The organism is Pantoea sp. Taur (assembly GCF_009830025.1).
Taxonomy (GTDB): domain Bacteria; phylum Pseudomonadota; class Gammaproteobacteria; order Enterobacterales; family Enterobacteriaceae; genus Pantoea; species Pantoea communis.
The window spans coordinates 498,746-514,277 of sequence record NZ_SZZZ01000001.1 but is presented as its reverse complement, the minus strand read 5'-3'; the positions used below and the strand labels follow the sequence as shown (position 1 = coordinate 514,277).

Annotated in this window: 16 protein-coding genes; 7 read left to right on the top strand and 9 right to left on the bottom strand. The window is 54.0% G+C overall.

Features of this window, described 5'->3' with window-relative positions:
- Nucleotides 1-15: 15 nt before the first annotated feature.
- Genes FD744_RS02370 through FD744_RS02350 form a run of 5 tightly spaced genes read right to left on the bottom strand, consistent with a single transcriptional unit; the run spans nucleotide 16 to nucleotide 4,589 of the window.
- Nucleotides 16-720, bottom strand: a complete 705-nt coding sequence (locus FD744_RS02370) for an ABC transporter ATP-binding protein (protein WP_160867158.1) — start codon at nucleotides 718-720, stop codon at nucleotides 16-18.
- Nucleotides 713-1,444 carry an ATP-binding cassette domain-containing protein gene (locus FD744_RS02365; RefSeq protein WP_160867157.1) on the bottom strand — a complete coding sequence of 244 codons (732 nt, stop codon included), beginning with the start codon at nucleotides 1,442-1,444 and terminating at the stop codon, nucleotides 713-715. The genes FD744_RS02370 and FD744_RS02365 overlap by 8 nt, the downstream gene beginning before the upstream one ends.
- Complete coding sequence (locus tag FD744_RS02360; RefSeq protein ID WP_160867156.1) at nucleotides 1,441-2,472, bottom strand: branched-chain amino acid ABC transporter permease; 1,032 nt, start codon at nucleotides 2,470-2,472, stop codon at nucleotides 1,441-1,443. The genes FD744_RS02365 and FD744_RS02360 overlap by 4 nt, the downstream gene beginning before the upstream one ends.
- A complete protein-coding gene (locus tag FD744_RS02355; protein ID WP_160867155.1) occupies nucleotides 2,472-3,341 on the bottom strand; it encodes a branched-chain amino acid ABC transporter permease in 870 nt (289 codons plus the stop codon). The genes FD744_RS02360 and FD744_RS02355 overlap by 1 nt, the downstream gene beginning before the upstream one ends.
- A gap of 12 nt (nucleotides 3,342-3,353) precedes the next feature.
- Complete coding sequence (locus FD744_RS02350; protein WP_160867154.1) at nucleotides 3,354-4,589, bottom strand: ABC transporter substrate-binding protein; 1,236 nt, start codon at nucleotides 4,587-4,589, stop codon at nucleotides 3,354-3,356.
- A gap of 446 nt (nucleotides 4,590-5,035) precedes the next feature.
- Between FD744_RS02350 and nthA the strand changes: the two genes are divergently transcribed.
- The 7 genes from nthA (at nucleotide 5,036) to FD744_RS02315 (ending at nucleotide 11,249) form a co-directional block, all read left to right on the top strand.
- Nucleotides 5,036-5,620: a nitrile hydratase subunit alpha gene (nthA, locus tag FD744_RS02345; RefSeq protein WP_160867153.1), complete on the top strand. Its 585-nt coding sequence runs from the start codon at nucleotides 5,036-5,038 to the stop codon at nucleotides 5,618-5,620.
- A 12-nt stretch (nucleotides 5,621-5,632) separates the two neighbouring features.
- Nucleotides 5,633-5,935, top strand: coding sequence for an SH3-like domain-containing protein (locus FD744_RS25950; protein WP_160867152.1), 303 nt, complete (start codon nucleotides 5,633-5,635; stop codon nucleotides 5,933-5,935).
- Between the two features lie 9 nt (nucleotides 5,936-5,944).
- Nucleotides 5,945-6,313 (top strand): SH3-like domain-containing protein, encoded by a 369-nt coding sequence (locus tag FD744_RS25945; RefSeq protein ID WP_160867151.1) that lies wholly within the window; start codon nucleotides 5,945-5,947, stop codon nucleotides 6,311-6,313.
- Complete coding sequence (locus FD744_RS02330; protein ID WP_160867150.1) at nucleotides 6,306-6,773, top strand: nitrile hydratase accessory protein; 468 nt, start codon at nucleotides 6,306-6,308, stop codon at nucleotides 6,771-6,773. Before FD744_RS25945 ends, FD744_RS02330 begins: the two co-directional genes overlap by 8 nt.
- A gap of 15 nt (nucleotides 6,774-6,788) precedes the next feature.
- Nucleotides 6,789-7,775: a HoxN/HupN/NixA family nickel/cobalt transporter gene (locus FD744_RS02325; protein ID WP_160867149.1), complete on the top strand. Its 987-nt coding sequence runs from the start codon at nucleotides 6,789-6,791 to the stop codon at nucleotides 7,773-7,775.
- Between the two features lie 193 nt (nucleotides 7,776-7,968).
- A complete protein-coding gene (locus FD744_RS02320) occupies nucleotides 7,969-10,260 on the top strand; it encodes a TonB-dependent siderophore receptor (protein ID WP_160867148.1) in 2,292 nt (763 codons plus the stop codon).
- Between the two features lie 89 nt (nucleotides 10,261-10,349).
- On the top strand, nucleotides 10,350-11,249 hold the full coding sequence (locus FD744_RS02315) for an alpha/beta hydrolase (RefSeq protein ID WP_160867147.1): 900 nt from the start codon (nucleotides 10,350-10,352) through the stop codon (nucleotides 11,247-11,249).
- 40 nt (nucleotides 11,250-11,289) lie between these two features.
- Here FD744_RS02315 and FD744_RS02310 read toward each other — a convergent pair whose 3' ends face one another.
- From FD744_RS02310 to FD744_RS02295, 4 genes are all read right to left on the bottom strand, one after another.
- Entirely contained in the window at nucleotides 11,290-12,399 is a 1,110-nt protein-coding gene (locus FD744_RS02310) for a lactonase family protein (protein WP_160867146.1), read from the bottom strand.
- A gap of 195 nt (nucleotides 12,400-12,594) precedes the next feature.
- The gene (locus FD744_RS02305) at nucleotides 12,595-13,614 is read right to left on the bottom strand and encodes a C45 family peptidase (RefSeq protein ID WP_160867145.1); all 1,020 of its coding nucleotides are present in this window, start codon (nucleotides 13,612-13,614) and stop codon (nucleotides 12,595-12,597) included.
- A complete protein-coding gene (locus FD744_RS02300; RefSeq protein WP_202403363.1) occupies nucleotides 13,611-14,174 on the bottom strand; it encodes a carboxymuconolactone decarboxylase family protein in 564 nt (187 codons plus the stop codon). Before FD744_RS02300 ends, FD744_RS02305 begins: the two co-directional genes overlap by 4 nt.
- A complete protein-coding gene (locus FD744_RS02295) occupies nucleotides 14,171-15,499 on the bottom strand; it encodes an aspartate aminotransferase family protein (RefSeq protein ID WP_160867144.1) in 1,329 nt (442 codons plus the stop codon). The genes FD744_RS02300 and FD744_RS02295 overlap by 4 nt, the downstream gene beginning before the upstream one ends.
- Nucleotides 15,500-15,532: the final 33 nt, after the last annotated feature.

The window sequence follows — 15,532 nt, the reverse complement described above, 5'->3', positions numbered from 1 at the left end:
TCCCGCTTGACCGATTTAGGCGTGAAACCCTAAAAACTGCTCCGCCACACTGGCACTGGGCTGGGCGCGCGGATCAATCTGCTGCACGATCTGCCCTTTTTCGATCACATGAATCCGATCCGACAGCGCATACAGAAACTCAATATCCTGCTCTACCAGAATGATCGAGATATCCATTTCATGCCTCAGCCGCTGCAGCGTCTCGATGATCTCCTCACAGATATTCGGTTGGATGCCTTCGGTTGGTTCATCCAGCAACACCAGCTGTGGCTGCCCGCAGAGACAGCGCGCCAACGCCAGCAGTTGCTGCTCGCCGCCCGAGAGCGCCCCGCCCGGTTGAGCCAGTAAACGTTTCAGGCGCGGGAAAATCTCCAGCATCTGCTCAATGATTTGGCCCGCGCGCGAAAAGTGCTTCACGCAGCCCATGCGCAGGTTCTCTTCCACCGTCAGCAGCGGGAAGATTTGCCGCCCTTGCGGCACAAAACCGATGCCGGCCGCCGCCCGTTGGTGGGCCTGATAGCGGGTGATATCAATGCCGTTGAGCGCGATAGTTCCCTGCCAGGCGGGCAGCTCTCCCATGATGGTGCGCAGCAGCGTGGTTTTTCCCATGCCGTTGCGTCCTAACACACCGGTGAAGGATTTTGCCCCGACAAACAGCTCGGACAAGTGCAGGACCGGAATTTTGTTGTAGCCCGAGACCATCTCTTTTATTTCAAGCATGTTTAATCTCCAGATTGCCGAGATACGCCTCTTTCACCAGAGGATTCTGCGTCACCTCGCGGAAAGTCCCCTCCGCCAGCACCGCGCCCTGATTAAACACCGTGACCTGCTGCGCGATCATGCTGATGAACTCCATATCGTGCTCCACCACCACCACGGTGCTCTGTTGATTGATCGCTTTAATCAGCTGTGCGGTTTTGCGCACTTCCTGATGCGTCATGCCTGCGGCGGGTTCATCCAGCAACACCAGTTGCGGACGAGAAATCAGGATCATCCCTAACTCCACCCACTGTCGCTGCCCGTGCGCCAGTTCAGAGAGCACGGCATCTTGATGATCTTGCAATCCGATATCGTGCAGCACCTGATCAATGGCGCCAGGCAGAGCCGCTTTCGCCAGCTTGTTGGCTGCCGCCTGCCACAGATTCTCCCGTACGCTCAACCCTTCAAATACGCTCGGCACCTGAGTTTTGATGCCGATACCCATCCGGGCGATATCCCACGGACGTTTGCCGGAGATCACCTGATTGCGGTAGCGGCATTCACCGCGTGTGGGCGTTATCTGACCGCTGAGCATTTTGAAAAAGGTGCTCTTCCCTGCACCGTTCGGGCCGATCAGACAGCGAAGCTCACCTTCATGCAGGGTGAAATCCACCTCCTTCACCGCATGCACACCACCAAAACTGACGCCCATTTTGCGGGTTTCCAACAGGACTGTTGCCGTCATGGTTTCACCTCACTCACCGATGCGCGGGTTGCAGGCAGCGTGTTCGGACGCTTGCGTCGCCACAGCCGTTGTAAGGTCGGTAAAATGCCTCCGGGGATCAGCAGCACAAACACTGCCAGAATCACGCCGAGCACCAGATTGACATCCACCGTTTGCTGCGCGCCCAGCCGTGTCACCATCCACTGCAACAGCACACAACTGATCACCGGGCCGATTAACGTGCCGCGACCCCCGACAATCACCCAGATGATGATTTGCGCCGACTGGCTGATGCTGAACACGCCAGGACTGACAAACGCCCCCCAGTTGACATAAAGACAACCGGCTAATCCGGCAATCGCCGCGCCAATGGCAAAGGTCACCAGTTTATGAGCGGGCACGTTATAGCCAAGCAGCCCTGCGCGCTGTTCATTTTCCCGGATCGCCACCACGGTTTTGCCAAAACGGCTGAGCAGCACGAATTTTAGCAACGCATAGCAGAGCGCCAACGCACCGGCGGTAACCATAAAGATCGCTTCAGGCGACAAAATCGCATCCGGCTGGAACGGCATGTTTAACGTAGGCACCGACGGGATGCCGTTAAAGCCTCCCAGCAGCGCCTCGCCGATGTGGTATTCACTGCCCGAAGTGGAGTTCACCCAGTTAAACAACACCAGGCTCACCGCCAGCGTAATCGCGCCGAGGTACACATCACTGACGCCACCGTAGAAGATCACGTAACCGAGAAGCAGAGAGAACAGCGTGGGCAGGAGAATCGCCATCACCACCGCCCAGGTGGAATCCCCCCAGTTAATGGCGCAAATGGCGTAGGTATAGGCCCCCAGTCCAAAAAATGCCGCCTGACCAAAACAGAGGATGCCGCCGTAGCCCCAGATAAACGCCAGGCTGAGTGACAACAGTCCCATCACTAAAAACACCGTAATAGAGAGCAAGGTGTACAGCTCAATCACGCCAGAGAGCCAAAACGCCAGCAGGATCAGCATCAGCGCACTGAGCACAATGCGCACTTTTTCCGAAAACAGTTTCATTACAGCGATCTCCTGAAGAAGCGCCCGGTGATGCCCTGCGGCAGCAGACGCAGCAGCACAATGGCACTCAACAGCAGCGCCACCGCACCAAACACCGGCGTGGAGAGATAGGTCACCAGTTGTGAAATAGTGCCAAACAGCGTGGAAGAGGTCAGCGTGCCGGCGATGATGGCGCTGCCGCCGCCAATCACCGTGATAAAGGCCTTGGCAATAAAGCTGACGCCGATAGTCGGTATCACGCCGGTGATCGGTGCCAGCAGCGCGCCACCCAATCCGGAGAGCGCGGCTCCCAGACCGAAGGTCAGGCTGTAGATTTTACCGGGATTACTGCCCAACGCCGCTGCCATGCGCGCATTCTGCATGGTGGCACGCGCGCACAATCCCAATGTGGTGAAGCGCAGCAGCAGCCACAATGCCGCCACCAGACACAGCGCAAACACAATCATAAACAGCGAGTAGCCGCTGGTGCTGTAACTGCCCACATTCACACTGGGCAGCGGCGAACTGATGCCGAGCGTGGTGTTGCCAAACAGCATGGTCGCGGCACCGATCAACGCCAGACTCAATCCCCAGGTGGCCAGCATGGTGTCGATCATCCGGCCGTACAGATGACGAATAATGACGCGTTCAATCACCATGCCAAACACGCCAACACAAAGCGGCGCAACCACCAGCATGGAGATCCAGATCGGCATGCCAAAATGGTTAGTGGCCATAATGGCGCTGTAGCCGCCCAGCATCATAAATTCGCCGTGCGCCATATTGACGATTTTCATCATGCCAAACACCACCGCCAGCCCCAGACTCATGATCACCAGCACCGCGATGGCATTCAGCACTTCGATGCCATAGATAACCGACAGATCCATTAGCGCCTCCCGTTACAGCTCAATCTGATACTGTTTGGTATCACGTGGATTTTTCTTCAGGTCGCACACCATGGCGGTATCAACCGGTGCCTGGTTGGTGAAGGTTTCCAGAATTTTCATCTGATGGTTCTCCACCTCGGCAATGTGTACGTCCAGCGAACAGTGATGCGTGGTGGGATCGACACTCAGCTGACCGCTTGGCGAGGTCAGCGTAACGCCCGACTCCAGCGCTTCAATCACTTTCATGCGGTCGATATCACCTGCCTTGCGCACCCCTTCGGCCCAAATCAACATGCCCTGATACGCGCCCATCGCCAGATCGCTGATGTACATGTCGCCGTAACGAGCATGGAATTTATCGACAAACGCTTTGTTCTCGGCAGACGGAATTTCCTGCATGTAGTTCGCCGCCACCAGAATGCCGTTGCTCTCTTCCGGCGACAGGATGATGTGTTCATTACCGCCGCCGAATACGGTAGAGGCGATGGGAATCTTGCCGCTCATGCCTGCCGCATGCCATTGGCGGTAGAAGGAGATATGCGCCCCGCCCACCAGCGCTGACCACACCATGTCTGGTTTAGCGCTCTGGATTTTTGAAATGGCGGCACCGAAGTCCGTAACATCCAGCGGGAAGAACTCCACCGTCATCACTTCACCGCCGTTGTCACGCACCGACTTCTTCACCCATGACGAAACAATCTGGCCGTAGTTGTAATCCGCCGCCAGCACATAGACTTTCTTGCCCCACTTCTTCATGGCGTGCGGCACCAGCTTCTCCACGGTTTGTGCGGGCGTGGAGCCTGAAGAGAAGTAGTTACGATCGCAGACGCCACCTTCGTACTGCGCAGGATAGAAATAGAGCGAACGGAAACGATCCAATACCGGACGAATCACCTCGCGCGACGCAGACGTGATGCCGCCGTGCACCACCGCCACTTTGTCTTTCAGCGCGGCCTGCTGGGCGTATTGCGCGTAGAGTTGCATATTGGATTGCGCGTCGTAATTGATGATTTGCAGCGGTCGGCCCAATAATCCCCCTGCTGCGTTGATCTCATCTGCAGCTAAATTGATGGCGTTGGACATCGGCTTGCCATAAATATCCAGCCCGCCTGACAGGTCGAGAATGCTCGCCACTTTAATGGCGTCTTTGCTGTCAGCGGCTAAGGTGAATTTCGGTGCAACCCCTGCAGCCAGACCCAATGCGGATACGGCAGACCCCTGAATAAATGAACGACGACTAATAGCCATAGCACCCTCGCAATGAAGTTATTGGAATAAATAGAGATGAAGTATTCCGGGAACCGGAAGAGATAAGCGGATAAAACAGACAGCGCTGTCTGCATTAATGCGAGAAAAGGGCCACAACATTGGGGCACGTTTTTTAGATTAGCAATAAGCGGGCCAAAACCCACGTGGCCGTTCAAATTAACTTTATTCTCTGCCAGCAGAAGCGAAAGCGATGAGAAGTATTACTGCATTTAATCCCGCCCACCTTTAATTAATTTTATCCCTCTCACTTTTCTGCACTTAATTAAAGCAATCAGCACCAGAAGGGTGCAATTAAATTTTTTAACACTGCGCTGTCCGCTCAAACACAGCGAATGGCAGCATTAACAAAGATGTAATTACCAGAAGCGTTAACGTCTCTCACACACTCATTCATCTCATCAGTAAAAATCTTTGGAGGAGACATTATGTCGGACCCTTCGGTATTACCTTCGGATGCCGCGTTAAAGATCCGTGCTATCCAATCCCTGTTGTCAGAAAAGGGATTTCTGAGTCAGGAGGTCACTGACACCATCGTGGATTATTTCGAAACCAAAGTCGGACCCCGCAATGGTGCGCAGGTGGTGGCGAAAGCCTGGCGCGATCCCGCCTTCAAAGCACGCTTACTGGAAAATGGCCGCGAGGCGGTGAATGAACTCGGCTTCTCCGGTTTTGAAGCCGCTACCCTGCACGTGCTGGAGAATACCGACAGCGTGCACAACGTGGTGGTGTGCACGCTTTGCTCCTGCTACCCGTGGCCGGTGCTGGGCTTGCCGCCCATCTGGTTTAAATCGACACCTTATCGCTCACGTGTGGTGATCGATCCCCGTGGCGTATTAGCTGAATTTGGCACTGCAATCCCGGCCAATAAGGAGATTCGCGTATGGGACAGCAATGCCGAAATCCGTTACTTCGTGCTGCCACAGCCCCCTGCTGACAGTGAAAACAAGAGTGAGAGCGAGTTGGCCGCATTGGTCACACGCGACTCCATGATCGGCACACGCACGCTTTAAGCGGAGAACCCCATGAATAATATCCACGATTGCGGCGGCATGCAGAATTTAGGTCCAATCGAGATTGAAGCCGATGAGCCTCATTTTCACAGCCAATGGGAAAAAGATATTTTCGCCACCACGCTGGTGTTCTTTATGAGCGGAAAAATCGTGCTTGATGATTTCCGTTATGAAATCGAGAAAATGTCCGTAACGGAATATCTGCAATCCAGTTATTACGAGCACTGGTTATTTGCCATTGAGCAGTTGATGTGTAAAACCGGCGTATTCACTGAACAAGAATTGCAGCAGCGTCTCACCGAACTCTCCGCCTGAGGATACAACATGAATACTTATTCGCCGCAGGGCTACCTGGATTTAATTACTACACCGCCCAATTACCATCGTGATGTTGAGGTCGAACCGCAATATCAACCGGGTGATAGTATTATCACGCATAATTTAAATCCGCTGAGTCATACACGCCTGCCGCGCTATGCGCGTGGTAAAAAGGGCGTGATTGTTGCCAACTACGGTGCCTGCGTATTTCCCGATGCGCTGGTCGCAGAGCAACAGGAGAAACCGCAGTACGTCTACCTGGTGAAATTCAGTGCCGCCGATTTGTGGGGAGAGAATAGCGAGAATTTCAGCGTCCACCTGAGCGTCTGGTCCGACTATATTCAGGGCAGATGTGAGGATGCTGCGCATGGATGAGTTAAACGCGATTATTGCTCAGGTGAAGGAGGCCGATCCCGCCTTTGCACAACCCTGGGAAGCCGACGCGTTTGTCATCGCGGTGGCGCTGTCACAACGCGGCTACTTTAGCTGGCCACAGTGGGTGGAACAATTTGCCCAGGAGATTAGCGACTTCCCGCAGCGCAGCGATGAAAACGCCCACACCGCCTACTATCGCCAATGGCTGAGCTGCCTGGAAAAGATCCTGTCACAACTTCAATTGATTCCGATGTCCGAATTGCTGATTCGTGAAGAGCAGTGGCGTCAGGCTTTCCTCAACACGCCACATGGCAGTCCGGTGGATCTCGCTGCCGCCAGCTGTCCGCCCGACCACCCGCATGATCATGACCATCATCATCACCACCATCATCATCATCACGACCATCACGCCGCACAGCCGCTGATCCAGCCGCTACGCGTCTTTGCCGCCGTCGGGTAATTCTCAGGAGTCTTTATGAAGGTGCTGAGTCATAAGCAAAAAGGCGCTGCGGTGATTGGTGGCGCCATGCTGTTTAATTTGCTGGTCATCGGTACGGCATTGGTGACTTTTCAGCATTCACCGGCCGCGCTGAGTGTCGCACTGTTGGCCTATCTGTTTGGTTTGCGCCACGCCGTCGATGCCGATCATATCGCCGCCATTGATAATGCCACGCGCAAGTTGAGTAATGAGGGCAAGAGCCCGTTTACCGCAGGTATGTGGTTCTCACTCGGCCACGCTTCGGTGGTGCTGATCGCCTGCCTGATATTCGCTTTGACCACGCAACCTTTGCAGCAGATGTTTCCCGGCGTGAAAGAGATTGGCGGCATGATCAGCACACTGATCTCCGGTGCCTTTCTGCTGCTGCTCGCCTGGGCTAACTCCCGCACTTTGTGGCAATGTTTTCGCCAACGTCAGCGGTTGATGCGTGGCGATGCAACGCGGGTCCCGCAGGAGAGCCATCACCACGGCGTGCTCACCCGGCTATGCGCGCCACTGTTTCGCATGGTGAGCAAAAGCCATCATCTGTTCCTCATCGGTTTCCTGTTCGGCATTGGCTTTGATACCGCAACCGAAGTGGCGATTTTCGGTATGTCCGCCAACCACGCAGCGGGTGGCGAAGCGATGCTGCACATCATGTTGATGCCGCTTTTATTCACTGCGGGCATGATGCTGATCGATACCACTGATGGCGTCATGATGTTGAAACTGTATCGCTGGTCGCAATTCGATCCGTTGCGCAGCCTCAATTACACCCTCGCCATTTCATCACTCTCAATTGTGGTGGCCTTCGCGATTGGCTGTTACGAAGTGTCGACGGTGTTACAACTCAACACGCTGATCTCCCCTGCGCTGGATGGCGTGATGGAAGCAATCATCAGTCAGATGGGTTGGGTGCTGATTATAACGTCCATTGGTGTATGGCTACTGTTTTCACAGCGGGCTAAGCGTCGGGCGCTGTAAGTACAATGGCGGCTTTGTGCCGCCCTGTTGATAGAATCTGCTCAGGTAAAATCCTCTCTGCGTTAGTAAACATCCTGTTAAACACGCCTTTCCCGAAACATGCCACCAAAAGTCAAATTCATCATTGAAATTAAGAATCATTCTCACTAAGGTATTTTCTCTTTTTACTCCTACAAGGAAGTGGTTGAATATCATGGCAAAGCATATCTATGCTCGCTCGCTGCTCAGTGTCGTTATTGCAGCAGCATTACAGATTCCAGCGGTTCAGGCCGATGACAACACGAAACAAGACAGCCAAACCGCAGAAAACCCACCGCAGAAACCACTGACAATTTCCGATAAGAAAAGCAGTGCTGAAAACACCCTGGTGGTGACAGCCAGAGAACAAACTCTTCAGGCGCCGGGCGTCTCCACCATCGATAGCGAAGCCATTAAGAAACACCCTATCCAGCGCGATGTGGCCGAGATTATTCGCACTCAGCCCGGCGTCAATCTCACCGGGAACTCCAATAGCGGCCAGCGCGGCAATAACCGCCAAATCGACATTCGTGGCATGGGCCCGGAAAATACATTGATATTGATCGATGGCATGCCGGTCAGCAGTCGCAATTCAGTACGCTATGGCTGGAGCGATGAGCGTGACACGCGCGGTGATACCAACTGGGTGCCACCCGAGATGATCGACCGCATTGAAGTGATTCGCGGCCCGGCGGCGGCACTCTACGGTAATGGTGCGATGGGGGGTGTGGTCAATATCATCACCAAGCCCACCACTGACGAGTGGCATGGCAATTTCAATACCTACTTCAATGCGCCGGAACACAAAGATGAAGGCGCCACAAAACGCTATAACGCCAGCCTGAGCGGCGCACTGGCCGATAACCTCACCTTGCGCCTGTACGGCAACTGGAGTAAAACCCAGGCGGATGCGCAGGACATTAACGAGAGCCATACCACACCGCGTATTGGTTCCTATGCCGGCAGTTATCCTTCGGGCCGTGAAGGTTCGATAAACAAAGATATCCACTCTGCCCTGCGCTGGGAATTTATGCCGCGCCAGGCTTTGGAACTGGATGCCGGCTTTAGTCGTCAGGGCAACCTGTACGCCGGGGATACGCAGAACACCAATACCAACGCGCTGGTGCAGAAATATTACGGCAAAGAGACCAATGTGCTCTATCGCCAGACATTGAGTTTGAAATACACCGGCGCGTGGGATAGCGGTGTCACCACCAATAACTATGTGCAGTTTGAAAAAACGCGCAATACCCGTCTCAATGAAGGCCTGTCGGGCGGCATAGCCGGAATTTTCAGCCCATCGAATGAAGGTTTCTCCACCATCTCGCTGTATGACACCAATCTGCATTCTGAGGTGAATATCCCGCTGGAAGCATGGGTGAATCAGACATTGACCCTCGGGGCGGAATTCAATCATCAGGCGATGAAAGATCCGGCGTCAAATACCGAAACCACCACTGCTGGTGGTACGGTCAACGGCATCACCAGCGATGGACGCAGCCTGTATAGCTCGGCAGATATCTATGGCGTATACGCCGAAGATAACATCGAGCTAACTGATTCCACTCGCCTGACGCCCGGCATCCGCTTCAATCATCAAAGCATCAGCGGCAGCAACTGGAGCCCGGCGCTCAACCTCTCGCAGGATCTGGGTGACGACTTCACGCTGAAGTTGGGCATCGCACGCGCCTGGAAAGCCCCGAATCTCTATCAAACCAACCCTAACTATCTGCTGTTCAGTAAAGGCCAGGGGTGCTATGCCAGTTCCGGTTACTGCTATTTGCAGGGTAACAGTGATTTAAAAGCTGAAACCAGCGTCAACAAAGAGATTGGTATTGAGTATCACCATGACGATATTCAGGCCGGACTGACCTGGTATCGCAATGACTATCACGACAAAATCGAAGGTGGCTACAGCCCGGTTTATAACAACGGCACATCGGATGTGTACAAGTGGGAGAACGTGCCAAAAGCCGTGGTTCAGGGGCTGGAGGGCACGCTGAACTTCCCGATCACTGACTCGGTGAAAATGAACAATAACTTCACCTACATCATTGATAACGAGAATAAAACCACCGGCGATTATCTGTCGATCATTCCGAAGTACACCATTAACTCAACGCTGGACTGGCAGGCCACCAACGATCTCTCGGTTCAGGGAACGTTAACCTGGTATGGTCGTCAGAAACCGAAGAAGCTGAACTATAAAGGGGAAGCGACATCGGGCAGCGAAACCCGCCAGGTGGCGCCCTACGCTCTGGTGGGCATGAGTGCGACTTATAACGTGACGAAGTATCTGGATGTCACCGCCGGTATCGATAACCTGTTTGATAAACGCCACTTCCGTGAGGGTAATGCGCAGAGCACCGGCAATGCCACCACCGGCGCCTATCTTTGGGGCGCGGGCGCGAACACTTACAACGAATCAGGACGCACCTACTATATGGAATTGGGGATGCATTTCTGATGTGAACCAGCGGCTATCGGATGTGATGGCCGCTTAATTTTTGGGGTGCATCATGATGTGCACCTATCAACCAGAGTATCGGGATTTCAATGCTTTATAGATTTTCAGCAATAAACCGTCCCATTGGCCTGCTGCTGTTGTTGCTCAGCAGTGTCACCACCAGCGTTTTTGCACGCCCGAATATGACGCCACTCGGCCCGAATATCGCCGACAAAGGCTCCGCTTATTACCACTTCTCCATCAGTGAATATGACTCGGCTGATGGCCAGCGGCATTACAAAGTTTGGACTGCGGTGCCAGATAAAGCGCCTCCGCCATCTGGCTACCCGTTGATCACGATGCTGGATGGCAATGCGGTAATGGACAGGCTGACCGATCCGCTGCTGCAAAAACTCTCGGCAGGCAACCCTCCGGTTCTGGTGGTGGTCGGGTATCAAACCACTTTGCCGTTTGAGGTAAACGCGCGAACTTACGATTACACCCCGCCTGACAAAGAGCATGGCGATGCAGGATACACTTTTAGTCGCGGTCGCAAGGGCGGCGGCAGCAGCGCATTCCGAACCTTGCTAGAGCAACGTATTTTGCCCGCAGCGGAGAAAGGTGTGCATGTCGATCATCAACAACGCGCGCTGTGGGGCCACTCTTACGGCGGATTGTTTGTACTCGACAGCTATCTCTCCTCTCAGCTGTTTACGCGCTATTTCGCTGCCAGTCCATCGGTCGGCCAGGGATTTAACTCTCTGTTGAGTGAGATGCAGACCCGCAAAGCCAGTAATAAGCAGATCACTTTGATGGAAGGGAATGGCGATCGCCGCAGCGATAGCAACACGGCGGAACCTGAAGTATTGCGCGCGGTGCGCACCACTATCGAAGGTATGGCAGAGAACGGCACAGCTGCACGCTATCAACTTTATCCGGGACTGTCCCACGGACAAATGTTTGGTGCATCAATGGAAGAGGCGCTGCTGGAAATGTCACAGGCAAAATAGCGAGGAGAAGTAGGCGCAAAAAATGCGCCCACCGAACGGCTTAATTAAAGAACTTTATATCAGTGGGCGTGGATATTTTTGCTGCATCGCCCGCTGCTTTCAGCTCACCGCTCTTTTCATCGAAATGGAACAGGGAAATATTGTTGGTGAACACGTTAGTGACATAGAGATATTTTCCACTGCCATCAAATGAGAACGCCCGAGGTTCAATGCCGTTGGCTTTATAACTGACCGGCTTGCCTAACTGGCCATCCGCCTCAATTTTAAACACCAACAGCTTATTATCTGAACCACGATTCGCTGCAATCACATATTTACCGTTCGGACTGAGAATAATTCCGCCGCCGCTACGGTATTCAGCACTGTTATTTTCAGTGTTCAGCTTCACGGTATTGCTGAAATCCAGGTGATCGTCTTTCACTGTAAATACCGCGATCTCACCGGCCATTTCGGTGGTGACATAGGCATGTTTGCCATCTGGTGAGAACACCATATGACGCGGGCCAGAACCAGCGGTAAAGGTCACGTCATGCGCGGTATCCGCTTCCAGAGGCTCAGCCTTATTGGCGTGATAACGATAGGCATGGAGCTTGTCACCGCCGAGATCGGCAGCGTACAGATATTTACCGTCGTGGGTAAAGGTGGTCGAGTGTGCGTGACCGCCATCCTGACGCCCTTTCACCGCGCCCGTGCCGTGGTCGAAAGCAAAGTGCTGCACCTGCTCACCCAGTTTACCGTCATGATGAATCGGGAACACCGAGACGCCCGCGCCGCCTTTCGCCACCGAGTAGTTAGCGACAAACAGGAACTTACCGTCCGGGCTGATGGTGGCGTGCGTCGGCTGTTGCCCATGGCTATCCACCGCATTTAGCACTTTCACCTGACCGCTTTTATCAATGGACAGTGCGGTAACGGCCCCGGCGTTTTCTTCGTTGGTGGTATAGGCAAAGCGACCATCCTGAGATTTTACAATCCATGACGGGCTTTTCATTTTGATCACATCAAGTGGCGTTAAAGTGCCATCCGCATTCACCTTGAAACGATATAAACCTTCGCTAGGATGATCCGGTTTCTGCTCTAATGGGGCATCTGGAATCGACGTCCAGGTACCCACTAAAGCGATTTGTTGATGTTCCGCAGCATTTGCCATAGCGCTCCCCGCCAGTGAAAAAACAGCTAAGGATAATGCCATGGTTATGTTTGATGCTAAACCGCTGAATGCGGCTTTTTTATTTCTATTCATTTTCGTACCCCACCATAATCGGAATGTTTAACGACTATAGTGGGATTAATTTGAATAGCGCCCGGCCAGGGTGACCGGGTTCACAATATAGCAGATTAGTTTTTAGGAAATCGTGCCTTTAAATTCTGGCTCATCACGATTCAAGGTAAATATCTGCCAGTCAACTTGTTTGGCATGCAGCGTAAATACCGCTGTCGCCAGGGTGTTCTCTTCATCCGGATCGTTCGGCGAAAGGCGATAAATGGGCAGCACCGCATCATGCTGGTCAGAGAGAATCGCTTTTGCTGCATCGCCATCCAGCTGCGTTTGCGTCTCCAGCCACTCAATTAACCGCTGCTGGCGTGATCCGGAGCTGGCAGTGATCACCTGTTCCACGCCATCAAGTTGCGGATGAATCAGGTGATTGGCATGGGCGAACACTGCGGTCAGTGGCGTTATGGAGCAACCCGAACCCGTGGCTTCCATACTAAACAGACGGCTATCACCCATCTGTCCGAGCGTATGGTGGAACGATCCGGCGCGCGGTGATGTGGTCAGAATAGCGATAGCCTCATCCAGCGTGGCCGCATTCAACGCGGCGCGGGCCAGGATTTGACGCGGCACTCCTTCCGGACGATGCAGCGCACGAATATTATTCACCGTATTCACCACGCCCTTCTCGTTTACGGCAACGGTATGACCGCAAATTGACCCCGGATAAGCAAAGCTGGTAAACGCCATGCCGCTATCCGGACGGATGCTGACGATGGCACAGTCATCGCGTAATTGCGGAAAACCATCTTCATTGTGCGCGATAGTTAACACGCCATCAGCACGCTGTCCCGCCACGGTGGTACATCCATCCGAGGTTGAACGTACTAAATCGCCACGGCAGTTCCAGGCAAAAACCTCCTCAATCGGCGCCTGTAATCCTGCGGCCAGCCCTTCCAGCTCTTGCCAGATCAATGGATAGCGCGCTTGAACCAGTGCGCGCATGCGCTGCGTTTGCTCTTCGTTTTTCATGGCTGTCACTGTCTGCCACAGCGAAGTCTGCGTCAGTTTCTGGTGCCAGGCATCACGGCCAAATTCACCCAGTTGCTGACCGATCTCAAAGACGGAACCCCGGATTGCGAGTTTTTTCATGTTGATGCACTTTGCAAAAGAATATCTGAAGAATCAGGAGCGGGCGTCTGCGCACCGTTCATGATCATCGAGAGGAAGCTGTAATAACCGTTAATGCCAATCAGATCCACCACGCCCTTTTCGCCCCATAAATCGATGGCTTGTTGCCAGGTGGTGTCAGTGACTTTTTGCTGTTGATGCAGTTGCTGGCAAAAGTGGTAAATCACCCACTCATCCGGCTGTAAGTCATCCGGCAGGCGCTTCTCATTAATGGCCTGCACGGCGGCGGCAGAGATACCCTTCTCACGTGCTATCGGGGCATGAATCGCCCACTCCACCGGCTGCGACCAATGACGCGCCGTCATGAGAATCGCCAGTTCCGATAAGCGCTGACCGAGCGCGCTGCGATAGCGCAGGTACTCTCCCATGCGCTGCGCGTGCGCCATCAATTCCGGGCTGCGCAGTAAAGGCTCAAACGGCGGAAGCAATGCACCGCGCGGCCCATTAATGATCTCTTCTGCCAGTGGACGTTGCTGGTCGTCCCACTCGTGCTCCGCCAGCGGCGGCAAACGATTAATCATAATTTACCGGTCTCTTCACGAATCACAGTCGCCAGCGTATCCACCACAAAATCGAGCTGGCTCGGCGTAATAATAAATGGTGGAGCAATCAGGATGTGGTCGCCATACTGCCCGTCAATGGTGCCGCCCATCGGATACACCATCAGGCCACGAGCCATACAGTTGGCTTTAATGCCAGCATGTAGTTTCAGTGCAGGATCGAACGGGGTTTTGCTCTCTTTATCGCGCACCAGTTCCACACCGGCAAATAAGCCGCGCCCACGCGTGTCGCCCACATGCGGCAATGCGCCCATCACTTCACGCAAAGCATTTTGCAGATACGCGCCCTGCTGCTTCACCGCATCGAGCAGGTTGTCGCGTTCAATCACCTGCTGGACCGCCAGTGCCGCTGAAGCCGCCGTAGCGTGGCAAATATAAGTATGACCGTGCTGGAACAGACCACTGCCCGACTGGAGTGCGGAGACGATCTTTTCGCTGGCCAGCACGGCACCAATCGGCTGATACCCGCCACCCAACCCTTTGGCGATAGTGACCAGATCCGGCACCACATCATCTTGTTCAAACGCGTGCAACGTCCCGGTGCGTCCCATACCGCACATCACCTCATCGGCGATATACAGGATGCCGTATTTATCGCACAGTGCGCGCACGCCTCTCAGATAACCCGGCGTCGGCGGAGTCGCGCCGGTGGTGGCACCCACTACCGTTTCAGCGCAGAAACCAATAATGGTTTCCGGACCGGCATCAACAATTGCTTGTTCCAGTTCATTGAGCAGACGCGTGGTGTATTGCTGCTGCGTTTCATCAGCACGACGATCGCGATATTCATTACAGGCTGACACGCGAATCACGTCGATCAGTAATGGGGCAAACTGGCGACGGCGCCACTCATTGCCGCCGACGGCCAATGCACCCAGCGTGTTGCCGTGATAGCTCTGCTTGCGCGCGATAAATTTGGTACGTGACGCCTGCCCGATTTCAACGAAATATTGACGCGCTAATTTCAGCGCGGTTTCCACGGCTTCCGAACCACCGGAAACGAAATAGGCGTAGTTGAGATCGCCAGGCGCCGTGCGCGTCAACTGTTCAGCGAGTTGCTCAACGGTGTCGCTGGTAAAAAAGCTGGTGTGAGCATAGGCCAGTTGGTCGATTTGACGATGCATCGCGGCTAACACATCAGGATGCGCGTGGCCTAAGCAGGAAACGGCAGCACCACCGCAGGCGTCGAGATACTGCTTTCCTTGTTTATCGAAGATGTACGCCCCTTCGGCGCGAGCAGCCACGGCGGGCGTGCTACGCAAACTGCGGTGAATAATGTGGCTCATACTGGGTACTGCTCCTGAATACGCTACGGTGAT